The organism is Alteribacillus persepolensis (assembly GCF_900099605.1).
In the GTDB taxonomy this organism is placed as follows: domain Bacteria; phylum Bacillota; class Bacilli; order Bacillales; family Marinococcaceae; genus Alteribacillus; species Alteribacillus persepolensis.
Genome location: NZ_FNDK01000021.1, coordinates 42,543 through 60,431, shown reverse-complemented (window position 1 = coordinate 60,431; position 17,889 = coordinate 42,543). Strand labels below are relative to the sequence as shown.

Below are 17,889 nucleotides of genomic sequence, written 5' to 3'. Positions count from 1 at the left end.
TGGCGGTTCGTTCTACAAAAGGCAGAAGTCCTTCTTTATCGTAGTAGCGTAAAGTATATACAGTAAGGTTCAATTTTTTGGCGACGTCGCTGATAGAATAGGTTTTCATCATTTATCTCCCTTTCTTTCATAACATAGACCTTGAGTTAACTCTACTAGTGTGAGGGATTTTATCATGATGTTTGACAAATAGCAAAGAAGGCAGAGCTTGCTTCTTTTCAATAGACATATACTTATTTTAAAGAAAACGCCATGTCAATGGGGTAAATCTTCATAAGGATGAAACGTTCGCCTCTTGACCTAGAGTTAACTATAAGGATTAATATGATTATTGTAAGAAGCACAAGCAGGGGAAGAAAGAAATGATGGGCCATCTTAACCTAAGTTCCTCATTTAAACCCTGTGCCAGCTGCAATCTCTTGAAACATACAAATGATAGGAGGTTTTCTGATGATAACTGCTAAAGCACGAGCTGTTGACGGTCCTGACAAATCGTTTCGAGCGGCTGAAATTAAACGGCGCAATCTTGATTCACATGATGTTTTGATTGAAATTAAGTATGCAGGAATATGCCATTCTGACATTCATACGGCTCACGGTGAATGGGGGGATGTGCCTTATCCTCTCGTACCTGGACATGAAATTGCAGGAATTGTTGCGGATGTAGGGTCAGAGGTAACAAAATACAAGGTTGGCGACCGAGCAGGAGTAGGGTGTATGGTTGACTCTTGCGGCGAATGTGAGAACTGCCGTAAAGGAGAAGAGCAATACTGTCTCAAAGGAAACGTCCCGACCTACGCTGGTGTTGATAAATACGGAGAGCCAACTCAAGGCGGTTATTCTACCCATATTGTTGTAACGGAGGATTTCGTACTCAAAATACCTGATAATATAGAGCTTGATGCTGCAGCGCCATTACTTTGTGCGGGTATTACGACATATTCACCGCTCAATCATTGGGGAGCTGGCCCAGGTAAGAAAGTAGCTGTTGTTGGCATGGGCGGTCTTGGGCATATGGCGGTCAAGATTGCACACGCCATGGGTGCAGAAGTTACCGTCCTGTCTCAATCATTGAGGAAAAAAGAAGATGGATTACAATTTGGTGCAGAAAACTACTATGCCACCAGTGACCCAGCTACATTTGAAAAACTTGCCGGCACTTTTGATTTGATTATTAACACAGTAAGTGCAAATATTGACATGAATGCTTATCTCTCACTATTAGCACTAGATGGAACTTTAGTAAATGTTGGTGCGCCTGCAGAACCACTGGCATTGAATGTGTTCTCACTTATTCCTCACCGCCGTTCTTTTGCAGGTTCACTGATTGGAGGCATTCGTGAGACGCAGGAAATGCTGGATTTCTGTGCCACGCATAACATTGCTCCTAAAATTGAAGTGATTTCAGCTGATGACATTGACGAAGCATACGAGCGGGTATTAGCTTCCGATGTAAAGTACCGCTTTGTGATTGATATTAGCACCATGTGAGCTGTGTCAGCGATATGTTTTGACAGTAATGACAAGATGTCCTAAAAGCCTGGCTTTTGGGGCATCTTTTTATGTAGGTTTTATACAACTGGGCTCTGCAATATTTGTTAGGGTTTTAGAAAAATGATGCCACGTACACAAGCTGTGACACCTTTTACACTTAAATCTCGTCTGCGGGAAGTAAACAGGCTGTATTCATTTTGCTGCTGGTGTTTCAAAGGGCGTAATAGTTTAAAACGTGTTTTAAAATAAAATTTTGTTGGACAGTTTAGGGGGAAGAGTGGCAGTGAGGCAGTGAATACTAGGTGAAATGAAAAATCGCAAGGGAGACCTCAAATGAGTGCCCTTGCGATTATATTCTTTAGCAATGTCAACACGTCAGCTCTGGTTTTTAAGCTATATAGTCTTCGCGATCAATGTTATTGGTATCTTCTTTGATATAATATCGTCCTTTTGTGGCAATGGCTAAAACAATTGTGAGGATAGCAGCAAGGATGGAGGCAAAAAATGCTGCAGTACTTTGCAGGAATGTTCCCATGAAGCCTAGTGCTGCGATAGTACCAAGCCCACTTGCTATAATAAGTGCTCCTACACCAACCGGATTCCATTTATATAAATTTTCTTGTCTCTCTTCATAATAGCCAGGACCAATCTTTAGGATTTTTTTAACAAAAATAGCATCTACAACTAAGATAGTTGCCCACGTTAAGAGAAAGACGCCTTGGAATGTCATGACAGCTTCGAGATGCTCAACAATATTAAGAAGCATTAGGATGATTGCCGACACACCAGTAATCACAACCCAGAAATGTCTTCCTGGTTTAAATTTAAATACATTTTCAAAGAAACTTGATAATGATAAGGAACCACTATAAATATTTGTCACATTGATTCTAATTTGAGTTAACATTGTAAATAAGGCTCCCCAAATACCAAGAAGCAGTACAATATATACTCCTGGATTTGGTTCTGCAAGGCGAACACCGAACCAAATACCAAGTCCTCCCATTACCCCAAAGCAGAAGATTTGCGGAATGAAACCAATCGCAAAAATTCCAATTTTCGTATCTTTCGGTTTCAAAAAGCGGGCATAATCTGAAGCAAGAAGCGGAGTTAACCCCATAATTCCGTGCTGCATTCCAATACATAGGAGTAATGCAGTGCCTCCTACTTGAACACCTTCAGGCATGTATGACCAAAAGGCACCTTCATAGCTGGATGTTTTCATGGCAGCAATGACAACGGCTGCTATTAAGAATACAAAAAATAAAGGTAAAGACCATTTCTGCAGTTTATCTAATTGCTTAATTCCAAACCAATTTAATGGGATAACAATGGCCCCAAAGAATAGAATCAGCACCCATTCTGGAATAACGGGAAAAAACTCGTAAATTGCAGCAACGAGTATTAAACCTTCGAGTGCACAATACATAATGAAATTAGTAGCATAAATTAATGAGGTCAAGGATGCGCCGATATAGCCAAATCCTCCCCCCCTTGATAATAGATTTACGTTCATTCCAGACTTTGCAGACAAATAAGCAATAAATGTCCCTAGTATCCCTGCTACCACAATGGCATAAACGGCAGAAATGATGGCATTGATTGCTCCGAATTGAAGTGCCATGACACTTCCCATTTGAAAGTAAAAGATTGCCGTTGCAATCCCGAATGTAATATTAGTTATGCTTAACCAACCCATATTTCTCTTGGCACGAGGGACTTTTTCAAGTGAATAATCATCACCGTTTCCCTGTGACTGGCCAGATTCTTGAGATTGATATGCTTCCATATGATCAGCTCCTTATTGTAATGTTTAAAGTCCATATCTCAAGGGTGTCCTAAGGAAGTGCAACTTTCATAAAGTATCACTATGTGAGTTTTATCTCAAATCGCAAATGATGAGTTTTTTTCAAAAGAAAGCTCTTTATCTGTCTTATACTGCACTTATCTTAATAAATGGTTAAAATCCGTATAAAAACATTATTTTTATGAATAAACATTCGTTTTTTTGAAGAATTTTTGATTAAAACTACCACAAAAGCAAGGGAGAATGAGTATAAGCTTTCGTCTGAAATCACATGCCTCGATAAAGAAGTTATTAAGGTGAGAGAATGTTTTATTCTAAAGGAGAGAGGTTTCATAAACACAAAAGAAAGGCCTGACAAGTAAACAGGTGCAACATGTAATAAAGGAAATGAAATGAGAAAATGCAGCAGTTATCGGTTTACACATACTTTTTATAAATCATTGAATAGACAATTTTTCTGTTAGCGGTGGGGACATTGTCTATATCATTGAGGAGATAATGGGGATGGAACAAGAATGTAAAGAAGCGTACAACAAAGAAACAGACCGTATTTTTCATCGTTTAGTTTAACCAATCAAAAAGGATGACAGAGGGGAAAGCAAGGGTAGCAGCTGAGGGAAGAATGAAAAACAGTGCTTACATTTAACAGTTATTGAGAAATTATTCAGTATGACTTTCCGTTTTTCTCTCACGCTTTCCTTTCATAGATTCATTTTTGACAAATATACACAAAATACGACATGATTGCGCGAATTTTTAAATGTGAAATGAATAAGACGGATTAAGAAAGAGAAACAAGACGAAAGCTTGAATAATGATTGAAGATCGCATGTGTTTCATATTTTTATTTTTGTTAGACTCTACAAATGTTCGTGCAAATTTCAGCTATGATTCCATTTCTATGCCTTTTATAGCTGTGTTTATTTTTTGCAAATCGTATTGTAGACAGCAGCCAGGTAAATTTCTTGTCAATGGTAGAGAATGGAGTTGTTGTTTTAGATTAGTTTATTGTAAGTGAAGAATACGCCTTGTTATTAAAAGGTTTATTCGATTTATATTGATGTTACATGTTATCCGTTCTTTGTGGAGATAAAGCCCAAATGTATAAACGAAAAAAGAGTTATTTATAAAAATAGTAGTACTTTTTATTTAATAAAAGTAAAGTTAGGGTTTAATAGGGTTTTTCGCGATTTACGAAAGGTGTATGAGAAAATGTTACATAATTCAACAGGAAAAGAGCGTTTTGGGCTGGCGTTATTGCTCGGTATGCTGGGAATTTTAGGGCCGCTGAATATCGATATGTATTTGCCAAGTTTTCCTGATATTGCTGATGATTTCGGTACGACTGCCTCGTTTGTACAGCTTAGTTTAACTACCTGCTTGATTGGTCTTGCTGTTGGTCAAATTGTAGTTGGTCCCATCAGTGATTCTAAGGGGAGGAGAAAACCCCTGCTGGTATTTATTTTCCTATTTGCTTTGTCTTCACTTCTATGCGCTCTAGCTCCAAACATTTATATATTTGTGGCCGCCCGGTTTTTACAAGGATTCACTGCTTCGGCGGGTATTGTTCTATCCCGCGCTGTTGTACGGGATGTATTTACTGGAAGGGATATGACGAAATTCTTCGCACTTCTGATGGTCATCAATGCAACGGCACCGATGGTTGCACCTATGGCTGGGGGAGCGATTTTGCTTCTTCCATTTGCCAACTGGAGTACGATTTTTTATTTCTTAGGTTTAGCTGGATTGATTATTGTTTTTACAATATATATAAAGTTATCTGAAACCTTGCCAACAGAGAAACGGATTCCAAGTAAGTTAGGTGATACCTTTCGCACAATCGGTGACTTGCTGAAGGACCGATCCTTTATCGGTTATACGTTGACCATTGGGTTCGTCCATGGGGGAAGTTTTGCCTATGTCTCGGGAACTCCGTTTGTATATCAGGATATCTATGGAGTGTCCCCGCAAGTTTTTAGTGTATTGTTCGGAATAAACGGACTTGCCATCATTTCTGGAAGTATGATTATCGGGCGCCTGGGTGGCATCATTCACGAAAGAAGCCTGCTCCGCGCTGCTGTTATCATTGCTGTAAGTGCGACGTTCTTTCTTTTGATCATGACCGTTATCGAAGGGCCGCTAGCCACACTGGTCATTCCGATATTTATTTACATGACGTCGATGGGGATGGTCCTAACAAGTACTTTTACCCTTGCAATGGAGTATCAAGGACATCGTGCAGGAAGTGCAAGTGCCGTATTAGGTATGCTTCCGTTATTGTTTGGATCCCTTGTTTCTCCTATTGTTGGGATGAATGAAACGACCGCAGTACCGATGGGAGCAATTTTATTCACTACGGCATCTATTGGTTGTATCATCTTCTTTACATTAACGAAGAAAAATCAATGAGCGAAAGCGCAGGAACTGTCTCAGGCAATGAAAAAACTAAATTTTTCACCTCGCTTTCAGGTTGTCGAGAAAATCTCGGCAGCCTTTGTTTTTCATCGAGTTCATTTGTTACAACGAATTGTTTTCCAAGGTGGTGAATTCTTTGTTTCACTCCCGAAAAGAAGGAAAAAACGAGGTTGAAGGGATGGTCATTTTCCCTGTCAAGTGTTGTATACATCCACAAAAATTCCCCCTGAATTTTCTCTGATTTTTATATCTTAGCCCATATAATGGAAATAGTTTATAGATTATAATGATAATTAGAAATAGATAAAAAATTATGTCTAAATTTATTCAAAGAAGGGGTTTTCCCACTTTTATGAAAGCGGTTACTTTTGGCCGGTTAGCCAAGTAAATACCGAACGAGGAGGTTCTATATGTATCGTTTACCAAGTGGGGAGGAAATATTTGTTATCGATGCCCATATTGCTTTATGGGACGCCAGCAAGGAGAATCAGCGCAATGTTCATGGCGAGCAATTTATTAATTGCTTTTATGACTACCACACTAGTCTAAGCCCAAAAGAGTACTGGTGGCCAAAGGATGATTTTCTGAAATACAGTAAAGAGCGGCTGGTGAAAGATGTATTTATAAAGGGACACGCTGACATGGCTTTCTTTCAACCTGTCTTTTTGAATGAATTTTATAAGAACGGGTTTGGTAACTTAGAGGCCAATGCTCAACTTGCCAAGGAATATCCGAATCGTTTCATTTGCAATGGAACATTCGATCCCCGACATGGCAGCCGAGGTCTAGAAGTACTAGAGGCAATGAAAGAAAAATATGACTTACAGGGCGTCAAGCTTTATACTGCTGACTGGTACGGCGACTCCAAAGGATATAAGCTTTCGGATCCATGGGCTGTTCGCTATCTGGAGAAATGCGAAGAACTCGGGATTAAGAATATCCATATACACAAAGGACCTACTATTACACCGCTCAATCGAGATGCTTTTGATGTCGCTGATGTGGATGATGTAGCTACCACTTTTCAAGGACTAAATTTCATTGTAGAACATCTTGGATTACCTCGTTTGGAAGATTTTTGTTGGATTGCTACTCAAGAGAAGAATGTCTACGGCGGCCTGTCCGTTGTCATGCCATTTATCCATGCCCGTCCCCGTTATTTCGCGGAGATTATGGGAGAATTACTCTTTTGGCTAGATGAAGACAGAATTCTATTTGGCAGTGACTATGCCATTTGGGAGCCGGGCTGGTTAATCGAGAAATTCGCTGAATTTGAGTTGCCAGAAGACATTGCAAAGGAAACTGGCGCCGTTTTTGATGATAAAGTGAAGAAAAAAATTCTTGCCGAGAATGCTGCCAGACTCTATGGTATCGATATCAAATCCCAGAAGGAAAAAATAAAAAATGACAAGATCGACAGACAGTTAAACATGTCTAAAGTTTAAAGAGGCTCCCCATATAATCAGAAAGGGTGAGTGTATGCAGAAAGAGCAGGAAGTTCAGGGCAAGCTGCAGAAGGTACACGATCCAGAATTGGATCAGCCGCTACCAGAACTTGGTTTTATTGATCGGACTATCATTGATGAAAATGATGTTGAAATCGTATTCCGGCTACCGACGTACTGGTGTTCTCCCAATTTTGCTTATATTATGGCTGAGGATATCAGGCTGTACGTCTCTGAATTGGATTGGGTGGAATCTATTAAGGTGCGACTAATTGATCATTCCGCTTCTGAGGAAATCAATGAAGGAGTGACTCGCGGGAGGAAATTCAGTAATTCCTTCAATGGTCAGTCAGACGGGGAACTAGAAGGACTTAGAAGAAAGTTCCAGATTAAAGCTTTTTACGCCCGGCAAGACCGGCTAGTTAGGCACTTGTTGAACAATGATCTTCTGGATGAAAAGCAAGTGATTGCATTGACTGTTGACCAACTGAAATGCTTGAACTTGTCTTGGGAAGGTGCAAGTTTAAGAGAGAAATATTTGGTGAAAAAACAGGAATTAATGCATCCAGAAGCTAATGTATATGCTATCACGGATCATGAAGGCAAGAAGATTTCCATCGAAGAATTGCCGGGCTATATGTTTGGTATAAAAAGCACCCGGTTGAGCATGGAGTTCAATGGACACTATTGCAGAGGTCTTCTAGAAGCCCGCTATCACTTGAGCGGGAAAAATTAGAAGAGCTCTTAACATTATCAATTAAAAAAGAAAGGTGAGGTAAAATGAGCAAAAAAGTACTTATTATCACAGGTGATGCAGTAGAAGCATTGGAAGTATTCTATCCTTATTACCGTTGTATTGAGGAAGATATCAGTTGTACCATTGCTGCACCTAAGAAGAAAAGCCTTCAGACAGTGATTCATGATTTTCTGCCGGAAATGGATACATTTACGGAGAAATGGGGATATAAAATTGATGCTCATGCAGCTGTGGAAGATGTTAACCCAGCTGATTATGCCGGTCTGATTATCCCAGGGGGCCGGGCTCCTGAATATATTCGTATGGATGAAAAAATACAGGAAATTACCGCCCATTTCCTTTCGGAAAACAAGCCGCTTGGTGTTATTTGCCATGGCCAACTGGTTTTGACGACCGTTCGTGATTTTATTAAAGGGCGTGAAATGACTGCTTATTCCGCTTGCAGACCAGAAGTTGAAGCTGCAGGGGCTGTGTACATGGAAAAGATGTTGCATGTGGAAGGCAATATTGTATCCGGCCATGCATGGCCGGATTTACCTGGCTTTATGAAAGAATTCTTTAAACTATTGAACGTTAAAGAGAGTGCTAAAGTATAGGAATTCTATATCCAGGTGAAGCTGCAGAAAATTGTTCTGCAGCTTTTTCTGTATTAAAGGCATTGTGCGAAGTGGACTTAAGTCTTTGTGTTACGTGTTATTCAGGACAAAACCTTTAAGAATGCAGTACAACCGTTCCGTACTGCTTCTTCTGCGGTTACGAAACGATGGAAGGGCTGAATAACCAAAGTGATGAAAACGACATGCGGTTGGTTTTAAACACTTTGAGTGCTCACGCATAAGAGAGTTATTACACCATTAGTTAAAAAGACAAACAATTCAGGTAGGATAAAGGAACAGGAGCTCATAGATCCCGCCACAGCATTTGATTTTAGAAACTATAATAAATGTTTCATTAAAAATTGAGATTCTTTTGAAAAGGTTGGTGAGATATCCCTTGCAATTATTACCAGAACTTTCTGTAAAGATCATCAAGGAAGTACATAATATCATCAAAGAAGAACTAATCATCGTTGATAAAAGCGGTATAATCACTGCTTCGACGGACCAAGAGCGTATAGGGAATTTTCATGAAGGTGCTGTGTTTGCCATGAAAATGGAGTATAAATATTATATAACAAAGGAGAAAACTCAGGTGCTACAGGGGGTGAAAGAAGGAATTAATCTTCCCATATTCTTTGATAATGAAGTGATCGGTGTCATTGGGATAACCGGGGATCCTTTAACAGTAGAACCATATGCAGATCTAATTCGAAAAATGACCGAATTAATGATTAAAGAAGCTTATCATATTGAACAAAAGGAATGGGAGCTGAGGGGACTTGAGGCGTATTTCCACGAATGGGTATATGCAAAAGAAGTGGACGAGGAATTTATTCGCAAGGGACAAGTATTAGGAGTTGCTATCGGCACCCCTTACATCTGTGCCTTTGTGGAGCTGGATGCTAAACAGTCTGATAAGGATTTCAAGCAGATACAAACGTACCTTCTTGACGTATTCAAAAGGCATTTTCCAAAGAAAGAAGACTTTATGATTCGGTGGGGAGACGGACGTTTTATGGTATTCAAAACTTATAAAGGGAAAGAATCAAAAGACTGTCTAAAGAGTGAATTAAAAAGATGTCAGCAATCTATCAAGGTTAAATATCAGGCTAATCTGATTGTTGGTCTTAGCAAGTCGATTGTTACCTATCAAATTCATAAGGCTTATAAGGAAGCAGAAATCGCGTTAAACGTTGCAAAGACCAAGGAAGGTTTTATTCAATATGAAGATTTACTACTCGATATTGTTTTGGAGGAGATTAAGGAAGAGACCAGTCAAGAATTTATTCAAAGGGTACTTGGGAGAATACGTCGAGACGATGAACTGCTGGCAACTCTAGCTATCTATCTGAATCATGACCAGTCGATTAAAGAGACAGCCTCTTATATGCATATCCACACCAATACTCTTCACTATCGCTTAAAACAAATTAAAAAGATCACGGGTCTTGATCCAAGAAAGACAGAGGCTATCGCTCTGTTTTATGTCGCCATCTGCCTGCTAAAACAGGATATACCCAAGAAGAAAACAATTTTGGTTAATAACACAATTTAACTAAGTGGTAGAGGGGTTTTTTTTGGATAACTACCCGTATAATTTCACTGTTTTTCCTATTAGTATAGGAAGAAAACAAGGAGAATGCTTATGCTAACGGAAAAGGCGAGAGATCAACTTGCATCGATTGCGGGGCAGGAGAACATGAAAACGGATACCGCAAGCTTGCTTGCTTACTCCTATGACTCGACTTCTCAATATCAGGCGATGCCTGATGCAGTGGTATCCCCTGCAACAACGAATGAAGTGGCCTCCATCGTTCAGGTATGCAATAACGAGAACATACCGATTGTTCCAAGGGGGTCTGGCACAAATTTGTGCGCTGGTACTACCCCTTTGGAAGGTGGAATTGTACTCTTGTTCAACCGAATGGATCAAATAATAGAAGTTGATGAGGAAAATCTCACTATTAGAACCCAGCCCGGTGTATTCACTAAGGACATAAACAAAGTCGCCGAAGAAGTCGGGCTTTTTTATCCACCCGATCCAGGCTCGATGCACATCTCCCAGATAGGCGGGAATATCAGTGAAAATTCAGGAGGATTGCGCGGGTTAAAATATGGGGTGACCAGAGATTACATCCTCGGATTAGAAATTGTCCTTCCTAATGGAAAAATCATCCGCACTGGCGGCAAGCTGGCCAAAGACGTGGCGGGTTATGATTTGACCAGGCTGTATGTTGGCTCAGAAGGTACATTGGGCATCGTTACTGAGGCAACATTAAAGTTGATTCCACAGCCAGAAACAAAGAAAACAATGCTTGCGCTCTACCGGGATTTGGAATCTGCAGCAGAGACGGTATCTGCCATTATTGCCAATCGAATCATCCCGGCCACCTTGGAATTTCTTGATCAGGCTACTGTGAGGGTTGTCGAGGACTTTGCTCAGATAGGGTTGCCTACTGATGCTCAAGCCGTTTTATTAATTGAGCAAGACGGTGCATCTGAAGTGGTAGCAAGAGACATGGAACGGATAGCTGTACTATGTAAAGAAAACAATGCATTTAAAGTTACCGTTGCTGAATCAAAACAACAAGCGGATGCTTTGACTTCTGCTAGAAGGACAGCGTTATCCGCTCTCTCTAGACTAAAACCGACTACAATCTTGGAAGATGCTACAGTGCCTCGTTCCGAGATTGCTAAAATGGTAAGGGCGATTAACGACATTGCCGTTAAATATGAGGTTTCTATCTGTACATTTGGCCATGCAGGGGATGGTAATTTGCACCCCACATGTCTTACGGATATCCGAAATAAAGATGAGATTACGCGAGTGGAAAAAGCATTTGAGGAAATTTTTCATAAAGCAGTAGAACTAGGCGGAACTATTACGGGAGAGCATGGAGTTGGGGCAATGAAACTTCCACATCTGCACCTAAAAGCAGGAGAAGCTGGAATTGAAGCGATGCGAAGCATCAAAGCGGCACTAGATCCCAACGGCATTATGAATCCGGGCAAGGTCTTTACTCAAGCGGAAAGAAATAGGGTGGTGGTTAATAAATGACGGGAAAGAAGGAAAAGGAAAATATCCAAAGTGCCATGAAGGAAAGAATCGACTATGATGAACTCCTGAATTGTACACGATGCGGATTTTGTCTGCCGAGCTGCCCGACCTATATAGAAACAGGGAAAAATGAGGTTCATTCCCCCCGAGGCCGGATTGCTTTGATGAAAGGCTTGGTTGATGGAGAAATTGAGCCAAGCGAGGAAGTGAAACAGTCGATAAATATGTGTTTGGGATGTAGAGCATGTGAACCTGTCTGCCCTTCTGGTGTTCGCTTTGGACACTTATTGGAACAGGCCCGAGATGCCCTGCATCAGCATGAGAAAAAGTCCGTGCCGAAAAAAACTATTCGGAATCTCGTGTTCAACCAGCTATTTCCTCACCAGAATAGGATGATTAGGCTGACCGGGTTATTGGGATTCTACCAACGTTCTGGTCTTCGAAACACCGCAAAAAGACTCGGTATCATGAAATTGCTGCCCGACACATTAGAAATGATGGAAAAAGTCCTGCCGAGTGTCCCGACAAAACGTGAAATGCAACAACGCCCGCGACACCTTCTGCCAATCAATCGGTCAACGAAAAAGGTGGCATTCTTTGCGGGATGTTTAATGGACACAGTTTTCAGGCAAACCAATGAAGCTACTACGAAACTGCTGCAGTATGCTGGGTGTGAGATTGTTATACCAGAAACTCAGGGATGTTGTGGTGCTTTACATGGGCACAGCGGGGAGGTTAATAATGCAAAAGAAATGGCAAAGCGGAACATCGAAGCATTTGAAGCTGCAGATGTCGATTATATCATTACTAACGCCGGCGGGTGCGGAGCGTTTCTTGTTGATTACGGCCATTTATTGAGGGGAGAACCTGAATGGCAAGAGCGAGCTAAGGCATTTTCAAGAAAAATTAAAGATGTCACCAGTGTCCTAATGGATGCAGGATTTGATCAATTACCTCTTCAGGTAAAGGAGCGGGTTGTGACGTATCAGGACTCCTGCCACCTAAGAAATGTCCAGAGAATTTTTATGGAACCTCGAAAACTGCTGCAATCCATCGAAGGTGTCCGGTATGTTGAGATGAAGGATGCTGGACGCTGCTGCGGATCGGCAGGAATTTATAATATTACCGAGTCAGAAATGTCGATGCAAATCCTGGATTATAAAATGAAGCAAACGAAACAAACAAGAGCCAAGACGGTTGTGACAGCTAACCCAGGCTGTCTGCTCCAGATGAAACTTGGAATTGAACGTGAAGGCCTTTTTGATCAGGTAGAAGCTGTTCACATCGCGGATTTCCTCCTAGAAGCGTATGAGAATGGACAGAAACATGCAGAAGATAATGAAAGGAACAGTACAGAGGAATTTCACGTCGGTAAAACAGGAAAAATCACTCATTGACTATTTGAATTACCGCCATTTCAAGTATTAGCTAAGTGGTGGTAATTCAAAGCTGCATTGATAGGAACAGAAGAAAAATGCTCATTCGTACCAGGAAAATTAAACAGCCTCAAAGCGCTGCGTAGAATACGCAGGTTTATCCCTTATCACGCTGTTTCATTCTCGGCAAAAAAAGAGGAGCAACGGAGGAAATGATACATACATGCCTGTGTTATGAAGATGAACTTCCGTTTGAAATATTCATAATTTTTGTTTTCTTGTGTGTGAAGATGATAATATGTACTTAACGAAAATTTCCGCCAATGACACATGATCTCTTCTACTGCACAACAAAACAATAAATATAGTGAATGGGGAGGACGAACAGTTGAGTACAGAGGAATTGTATAAAAAGTCATATTTTAATCGTGTTGGGGAACTAAGCGATCTTGTGCCAGACACATTCAAAGCTTTTATGCAGTTTGATAAGCAGGCACTAGCAGAGGGAAAAGTTTCAAAAAAATTAAAAGAACTTATTGCTATGGCTGTTGCCCATACAACAGGTTGTCCTTATTGTATTGATCTTCATGTGAAGCAAGGAAAATCACAGGATGTTTCCAAAGAAGAAATGTCTGAAGCCATTATGGTAGCAACGGCATTAAAAGCAGGTTCTGCATTTGCTCACGGAGTGAATGCATTGAATGCTTATGATCAAGAGGGCGGAGAATCCTTCTATAAAGCATCTTATTTCAAGCGATTAAAAGAATTTTCGGAGTTAAATGGAGATGTATTTCAGGCGTTTATTGATTTTGATAAACGTGCCATGAAAGAAAGTATATTAAGCGTAAAAGAAAAAGAATTGATTGCTGTTGCTGTCGCTCACACCACAGGTTGTGCGTACTGCATTGATATTCATACAAAAGGAGCAAAGAAAGCAGGCGTAACAAAAGAAGAATTAGCTGAATCTATTATGGTGGCAACGGCACTGAAGGCAGGTTCAGCGTTTGCGCATAGTGTGAATGCTTTACATGCATTTGATTCATAAGACAGACGCTGTATTAGTGAAAGAAAAAAAGAACACCCATTCCTCTCATTTTGTTACCCTTAAGTTGACGGACCAAAGGACAAAGGAGAGGATATGGGTGCATAATGAACCTGTCATAAAGTGTATGGGAATAAAAGGTTCCCATAACGGCTACTTTTGGTCAAGCGTTATCAACGCTAGACCTCGGTGTTGACAGAAGAAGTCCTGTTTTTCACCGTGAACCTTTCTTTTATGCAAACAGGAGAATATCCTGGTTTGACCGTTCATCGCACGATGCGTCTGTCTGATTAATACAACGGAAGCTGGAAGAAAAAAATAGGGTAGGGAATCTAATCCATACAGTATTTGACAGAGAGTTTTGTTTTAGAGTAATGAACCTTGTGCCTTTAATTTTTAGCCGATTCTTTTCTCAAAAGGTATCTCTGAATCTTACCGCTTGGTGTTTTAGGAAGACTTTCGACAAAGTCCACTTCCCTTGGATACTGGTGTTTAGATAATTTTCCCTTTACAAAATTACTTAATTCTTTTGCCAGCTCATCAGACCCTTGAAAAGACGGATTCAAAACGACAAATGCTTTTACTATTTCGCCTTTTGCGCTATCAGGTTTACCTACGACAGCAGCTTCGCTCACTGCTGGGTGTTCAATGAGATTGCTCTCTACTTCAAATGGGCCAATTCGATATCCTGCGCTTGAAATAATATCGTCATCGCGGCCTTGGAACCAAAAATACCCTTCTTCATCTTGATTTGCTAAGTCACCAGTTTGGAACCATTTTCCGAGCATTTTACTTTCCGTTTTTTCGGGAGCATTCCAATACCCAAGGAAAAATTGAGGGAAATGAGTGGTGTCTACTACAATTTGCCCTACATCCCCCTTTTTCACTGGATTTCCGTCATTATCTACTATTGCAATATGAAAACCCGGTGCAGGCAGTCCCATAGAACCTGGTTTAACCGTCATGTCCGTCACATTTAAATTATTAACAATCATACCTGTTTCTGTTGCACCATATTGATCATAAATTTCCCGGCCGAAATTTTCTCTAAAGAAGCGTACTACTTCTGCGTTTAGAGGCTCTCCAGCACTACTGAATTTTTTGACTTGGATGTTATATTTCTTGACAAGTTCAGGACCTGCAGCCATCATCATTCTAAAAGCAGTAGGTGCATAAGCAAAATTGGAAATTTTATATTCTTCAAGTAATCTATAAACAGTAGCAACGTCAAATGGTCCTTTATAGGAAAGAATAGAAATTCCAAAACTTAAAGGAGCAAAAGTGCAATTGATAAGACCGAATGCCCAGCCTGGATCAGCTCCTCCATACAATCTATCACCAGGTTCAACACCTATGCCGTATCGCAAAAATGGGTAGGAACTGACAAAAATTTTGTGCGCCCATACAGCCCCCTTTGGTAAACCAGTTGAACCAGAAGTGTATTGAATAGTGCATGGGTCCATCACATCGGTTTTTTCTGTTTCATGTTCATCAGAAAAAGAGTTGATATATTCCCAAAATGTTTGTCCGTTTTTTGTAAGGCCGTCAATAAGTATAAGTTCTGTGGAAATATCTGTCCTTTTCAATTTATTTGCTTGTTCTTGGTTTGTAAGTAAAACTTTACATCCAGCATTCTCAAGTCTATATCTAATTGCTTCAGGACCAAATGCTGTAAATAAAGGAACATAAACAGCACCAATTTTCCACACTGCCAGTACAGTAACGTACAGTTCCATATCCTTCCCTAGTAAACCAGCTACGCGATCACCTTTTTTTATTCCTTTCGCTCGAAGTGCATTAGCCATTCGATTAGACTGTTCTTTTAGTTTATGAAACGTCCATGTTTCTTTATGTCCTGCCTCATTTTCCCAGTAAATGGCAATACGATTAGGGTCATCTGCCCAACGGTCACAACACTCATGGGCAGCATTAAAGTATTCATTCATATCCCAATCAAATGTTTTTATTACTTCTTCCCATGAAAAACGATTCATCAGCTCTTCGTATTTCATTATTATCACCCCAAAAAGTCAATGGATTTTAAAGCGTTTTCAAAAAAGGGATTATTTACCAAGCCTTTTCTAATAGAGAAAATATTTCTTTATTCAAGTCCGTTGTTTCCAAAACAACTGTATTTTCTTCACCCTGAATGTCCATAAGTATATGGTGGACTACTTCCGGAAGGCTTTCTTTTGTTACATTAAAATCTCTTAATTGATGAGGTATGTCTAACTCTAGAATAAGATTTTTAATAAGGTCTGGAGACATTTCTGCTTTTTCTTTTACACTTTTATTTTGATCTGTTTTTCCTAATGCTTCCGGGATCCGAGCTTGTTCCTCATAGGTACGCGGCAAGAGAAACGTCATTACATGCGGAAGCATAATAGCTGATGTCATTCCGTGGGGGATATCATACGTAGAGCCTAACTGATGACCGATGCTGTGTGAAAGTCCTAACTTAATATTTACAACAGAGAACAATGACAGCCAAGCCCCCATTTGACACTCGAGACGGTATTCTAGTTGCGAAGGGTTGTTTTTACTGAGCGGTAAGTATTTATACAGTTTCTTTAAAGCTTGTAAAGCTAAGCCGGTGTTTACTGGATTAGGAAAAGGAGAATAAAGGGTTTCTACTGCATGATCGACAGCTCGCATACCAGTGGAAGTCCAAAGCCAGTCTGGTGTGTCTTTTGTAAAAACTGGGTCTAAAAAGACGAAAGATGGAGTCATATTTAAGTGCGAAAACTTATATTTGGCACGGTTTTTACTGTTTGTGATTCCCGCGATACTTGTAAATTCAGCGGCTGACAATGTCGTTGGAATAGTGATGTGGGGAACAAAATGAGACATGTTTAGAGTTTTTTCTGCAACGTTGACGGAATAAGGATAAATATCTTCCTCCGACTGAATGTTTTCAGCTAGGATAAAAGATAGAATTTTTCCGGCATCAATCGGACTGCCACCTCCGCAGCTGATAATCAGATCAGGATTAAAACGGGTTATATCTTGAATGTTTTGCATTAACACATTACCTGGTACATGTTGTTTTAAAATTGTTTCATACGTTTCGACGTGGTTTTCATGAAGCAGATGAATCAAGTTCTTGTATGGATTTGTTTTTATTATACTGTTAGTAGTTACTATTAAGACTTTACTAGCTTTTAACTGCTGTATTTCATGAAGAAGTTTCTGCTCCACGACGTTTACTCCATAATGAATTCGATTAACAGGAAGGTTTTGATAAATCATAACAAAAACCCTTTCATTATTCTTTTTTCAATACTTCTATACCGCCTAGTTGTTCCGGTTGAGTAGGAGAGTTATTGAGATACATGTAAATGCCGTAAAGCCATTACTGCAGACGTGTGCTGGTTTATTTGATGCGGCAACGTAAAAGAGCAAGGGGCAGTAAATAGTATGAGGATCTGCTTAAAATCGCTAAAAATTTTATTTGTAACATCAATGACTATTGGTCACTTAGTAAAGTTATGGTATATTATTTTTTTATAATTGTCAATATTTCATATTTTCAAAAAAGTGTGTGTTTTCATGACGACACAAAAACGGCAAGTAAAACAAACAAAAAAGAAGCTTTTAAACTCAGCCATTCAATTAATAAGCACGTGTGACTACCAGCATGTAACCGTAGATAAAATTGTTGAACATTCTGGTGTATCAAAAGGTACATTATATATATATTTCAAAACAAAACATGAAATCTTTCTCCATATCTTCAACGAAATGGATTACTTTTATAAAATCTTACAAAAGTGCTGCCAAGTCATTTGAGTGCTGCAGAAAAAATAGTTAAATTAACGGAAGGGCAGATGGAATATATAAGAGGCACAATTGGTAAAGAATTGGTAACAATCATTTATCTTAGTAATCCTGAAAGC

14 protein-coding genes are annotated in these 17,889 nt (G+C 39.8%); 10 read left to right on the top strand and 4 right to left on the bottom strand.

Annotated features, from left to right (window positions below; genetic code table 11):
* On the bottom strand, positions 1 to 109 hold a 109-nt coding region (locus tag BLT18_RS14115), incomplete at its 3' end, for a MerR family DNA-binding transcriptional regulator (RefSeq protein ID WP_139184748.1).
* Between the two features lie 341 nt (positions 110 to 450).
* Here BLT18_RS14115 and BLT18_RS14110 point away from each other — a divergent pair.
* Positions 451 to 1,491, top strand: a complete 1,041-nt coding sequence (locus BLT18_RS14110) for an NAD(P)-dependent alcohol dehydrogenase (RefSeq protein ID WP_091275364.1) — start codon at positions 451 to 453, stop codon at positions 1,489 to 1,491.
* Between the two features lie 391 nt (positions 1,492 to 1,882).
* On the opposite strand, the gene BLT18_RS14105 is transcribed toward BLT18_RS14110, so the two are convergent.
* A complete protein-coding gene (locus BLT18_RS14105) occupies positions 1,883 to 3,283 on the bottom strand; it encodes a purine-cytosine permease family protein (protein ID WP_091275362.1) in 1,401 nt (466 codons plus the stop codon).
* Between the two features lie 1,230 nt (positions 3,284 to 4,513).
* Between BLT18_RS14105 and BLT18_RS14100 the strand changes: the two genes are divergently transcribed.
* From BLT18_RS14100 to BLT18_RS14060, 8 genes are all read left to right on the top strand, one after another.
* Positions 4,514 to 5,710, top strand: a complete 1,197-nt coding sequence (locus BLT18_RS14100) for a Bcr/CflA family efflux MFS transporter (RefSeq protein ID WP_091275360.1) — start codon at positions 4,514 to 4,516, stop codon at positions 5,708 to 5,710.
* A gap of 416 nt (positions 5,711 to 6,126) precedes the next feature.
* Positions 6,127 to 7,161: an amidohydrolase family protein gene (locus BLT18_RS14090; RefSeq protein WP_091275356.1), complete on the top strand. Its 1,035-nt coding sequence runs from the start codon at positions 6,127 to 6,129 to the stop codon at positions 7,159 to 7,161.
* Positions 7,162 to 7,195: 34 nt separating this feature from the next.
* A complete protein-coding gene (locus BLT18_RS14085; RefSeq protein WP_091275355.1) occupies positions 7,196 to 7,897 on the top strand; it encodes an iron-sulfur cluster assembly protein in 702 nt (233 codons plus the stop codon).
* Positions 7,898 to 7,941: 44 nt separating this feature from the next.
* Positions 7,942 to 8,514 carry a DJ-1/PfpI family protein gene (locus tag BLT18_RS14080; RefSeq protein ID WP_091275353.1) on the top strand — a complete coding sequence of 191 codons (573 nt, stop codon included), beginning with the start codon at positions 7,942 to 7,944 and terminating at the stop codon, positions 8,512 to 8,514.
* A gap of 397 nt (positions 8,515 to 8,911) precedes the next feature.
* A complete protein-coding gene (locus tag BLT18_RS14075) occupies positions 8,912 to 10,072 on the top strand; it encodes a CdaR family transcriptional regulator (protein ID WP_139184747.1) in 1,161 nt (386 codons plus the stop codon).
* 90 nt (positions 10,073 to 10,162) lie between these two features.
* The gene (gene glcD, locus BLT18_RS14070) at positions 10,163 to 11,575 is read left to right on the top strand and encodes a glycolate oxidase subunit GlcD (RefSeq protein WP_091275349.1); all 1,413 of its coding nucleotides are present in this window, start codon (positions 10,163 to 10,165) and stop codon (positions 11,573 to 11,575) included.
* Complete coding sequence (locus BLT18_RS14065; protein ID WP_091275347.1) at positions 11,572 to 12,972, top strand: (Fe-S)-binding protein; 1,401 nt, start codon at positions 11,572 to 11,574, stop codon at positions 12,970 to 12,972. Before glcD ends, BLT18_RS14065 begins: the two co-directional genes overlap by 4 nt.
* A gap of 367 nt (positions 12,973 to 13,339) precedes the next feature.
* Complete coding sequence (locus BLT18_RS14060; RefSeq protein WP_091275345.1) at positions 13,340 to 13,996, top strand: carboxymuconolactone decarboxylase family protein; 657 nt, start codon at positions 13,340 to 13,342, stop codon at positions 13,994 to 13,996.
* A gap of 386 nt (positions 13,997 to 14,382) precedes the next feature.
* On the opposite strand, the gene BLT18_RS14055 is transcribed toward BLT18_RS14060, so the two are convergent.
* Positions 14,383 to 16,005: an acyl-CoA synthetase gene (locus BLT18_RS14055; RefSeq protein WP_091275342.1), complete on the bottom strand. Its 1,623-nt coding sequence runs from the start codon at positions 16,003 to 16,005 to the stop codon at positions 14,383 to 14,385.
* A gap of 55 nt (positions 16,006 to 16,060) precedes the next feature.
* Positions 16,061 to 17,242: an iron-containing alcohol dehydrogenase gene (locus BLT18_RS14050; protein WP_091275340.1), complete on the bottom strand. Its 1,182-nt coding sequence runs from the start codon at positions 17,240 to 17,242 to the stop codon at positions 16,061 to 16,063.
* Between the two features lie 300 nt (positions 17,243 to 17,542).
* Here BLT18_RS14050 and BLT18_RS18795 point away from each other — a divergent pair, with 300 nt between their 5' ends.
* A complete protein-coding gene (locus BLT18_RS18795) occupies positions 17,543 to 17,782 on the top strand; it encodes a TetR/AcrR family transcriptional regulator (RefSeq protein WP_091275337.1) in 240 nt (79 codons plus the stop codon).
* Positions 17,783 to 17,889 lie beyond the last annotated feature (107 nt).

Coding starts and splice junctions, on each gene's coding strand:
- BLT18_RS14090 (WP_091275356.1), top strand. CDS start 6,127: ATGTATCGTTTACCAAGTGGGGAGGAAATATTTGTTATCGATGCCCAT.
- BLT18_RS14110 (WP_091275364.1), top strand. CDS start 451: ATGATAACTGCTAAAGCACGAGCTGTTGACGGTCCTGACAAATCGTTT.
- BLT18_RS14055 (WP_091275342.1), bottom strand. CDS start 16,005: ATGAAATACGAAGAGCTGATGAATCGTTTTTCATGGGAAGAAGTAATA.
- BLT18_RS14085 (WP_091275355.1), top strand. CDS start 7,196: ATGCAGAAAGAGCAGGAAGTTCAGGGCAAGCTGCAGAAGGTACACGAT.
- BLT18_RS14080 (WP_091275353.1), top strand. CDS start 7,942: ATGAGCAAAAAAGTACTTATTATCACAGGTGATGCAGTAGAAGCATTG.
- BLT18_RS14050 (WP_091275340.1), bottom strand. CDS start 17,242: ATGATTTATCAAAACCTTCCTGTTAATCGAATTCATTATGGAGTAAAC.
- BLT18_RS14105 (WP_091275362.1), bottom strand. CDS start 3,283: ATGGAAGCATATCAATCTCAAGAATCTGGCCAGTCACAGGGAAACGGT.
- glcD (WP_091275349.1), top strand. CDS start 10,163: ATGCTAACGGAAAAGGCGAGAGATCAACTTGCATCGATTGCGGGGCAG.
- BLT18_RS14100 (WP_091275360.1), top strand. CDS start 4,514: ATGTTACATAATTCAACAGGAAAAGAGCGTTTTGGGCTGGCGTTATTG.
- BLT18_RS14065 (WP_091275347.1), top strand. CDS start 11,572: ATGACGGGAAAGAAGGAAAAGGAAAATATCCAAAGTGCCATGAAGGAA.
- BLT18_RS18795 (WP_091275337.1), top strand. CDS start 17,543: ATGACGACACAAAAACGGCAAGTAAAACAAACAAAAAAGAAGCTTTTA.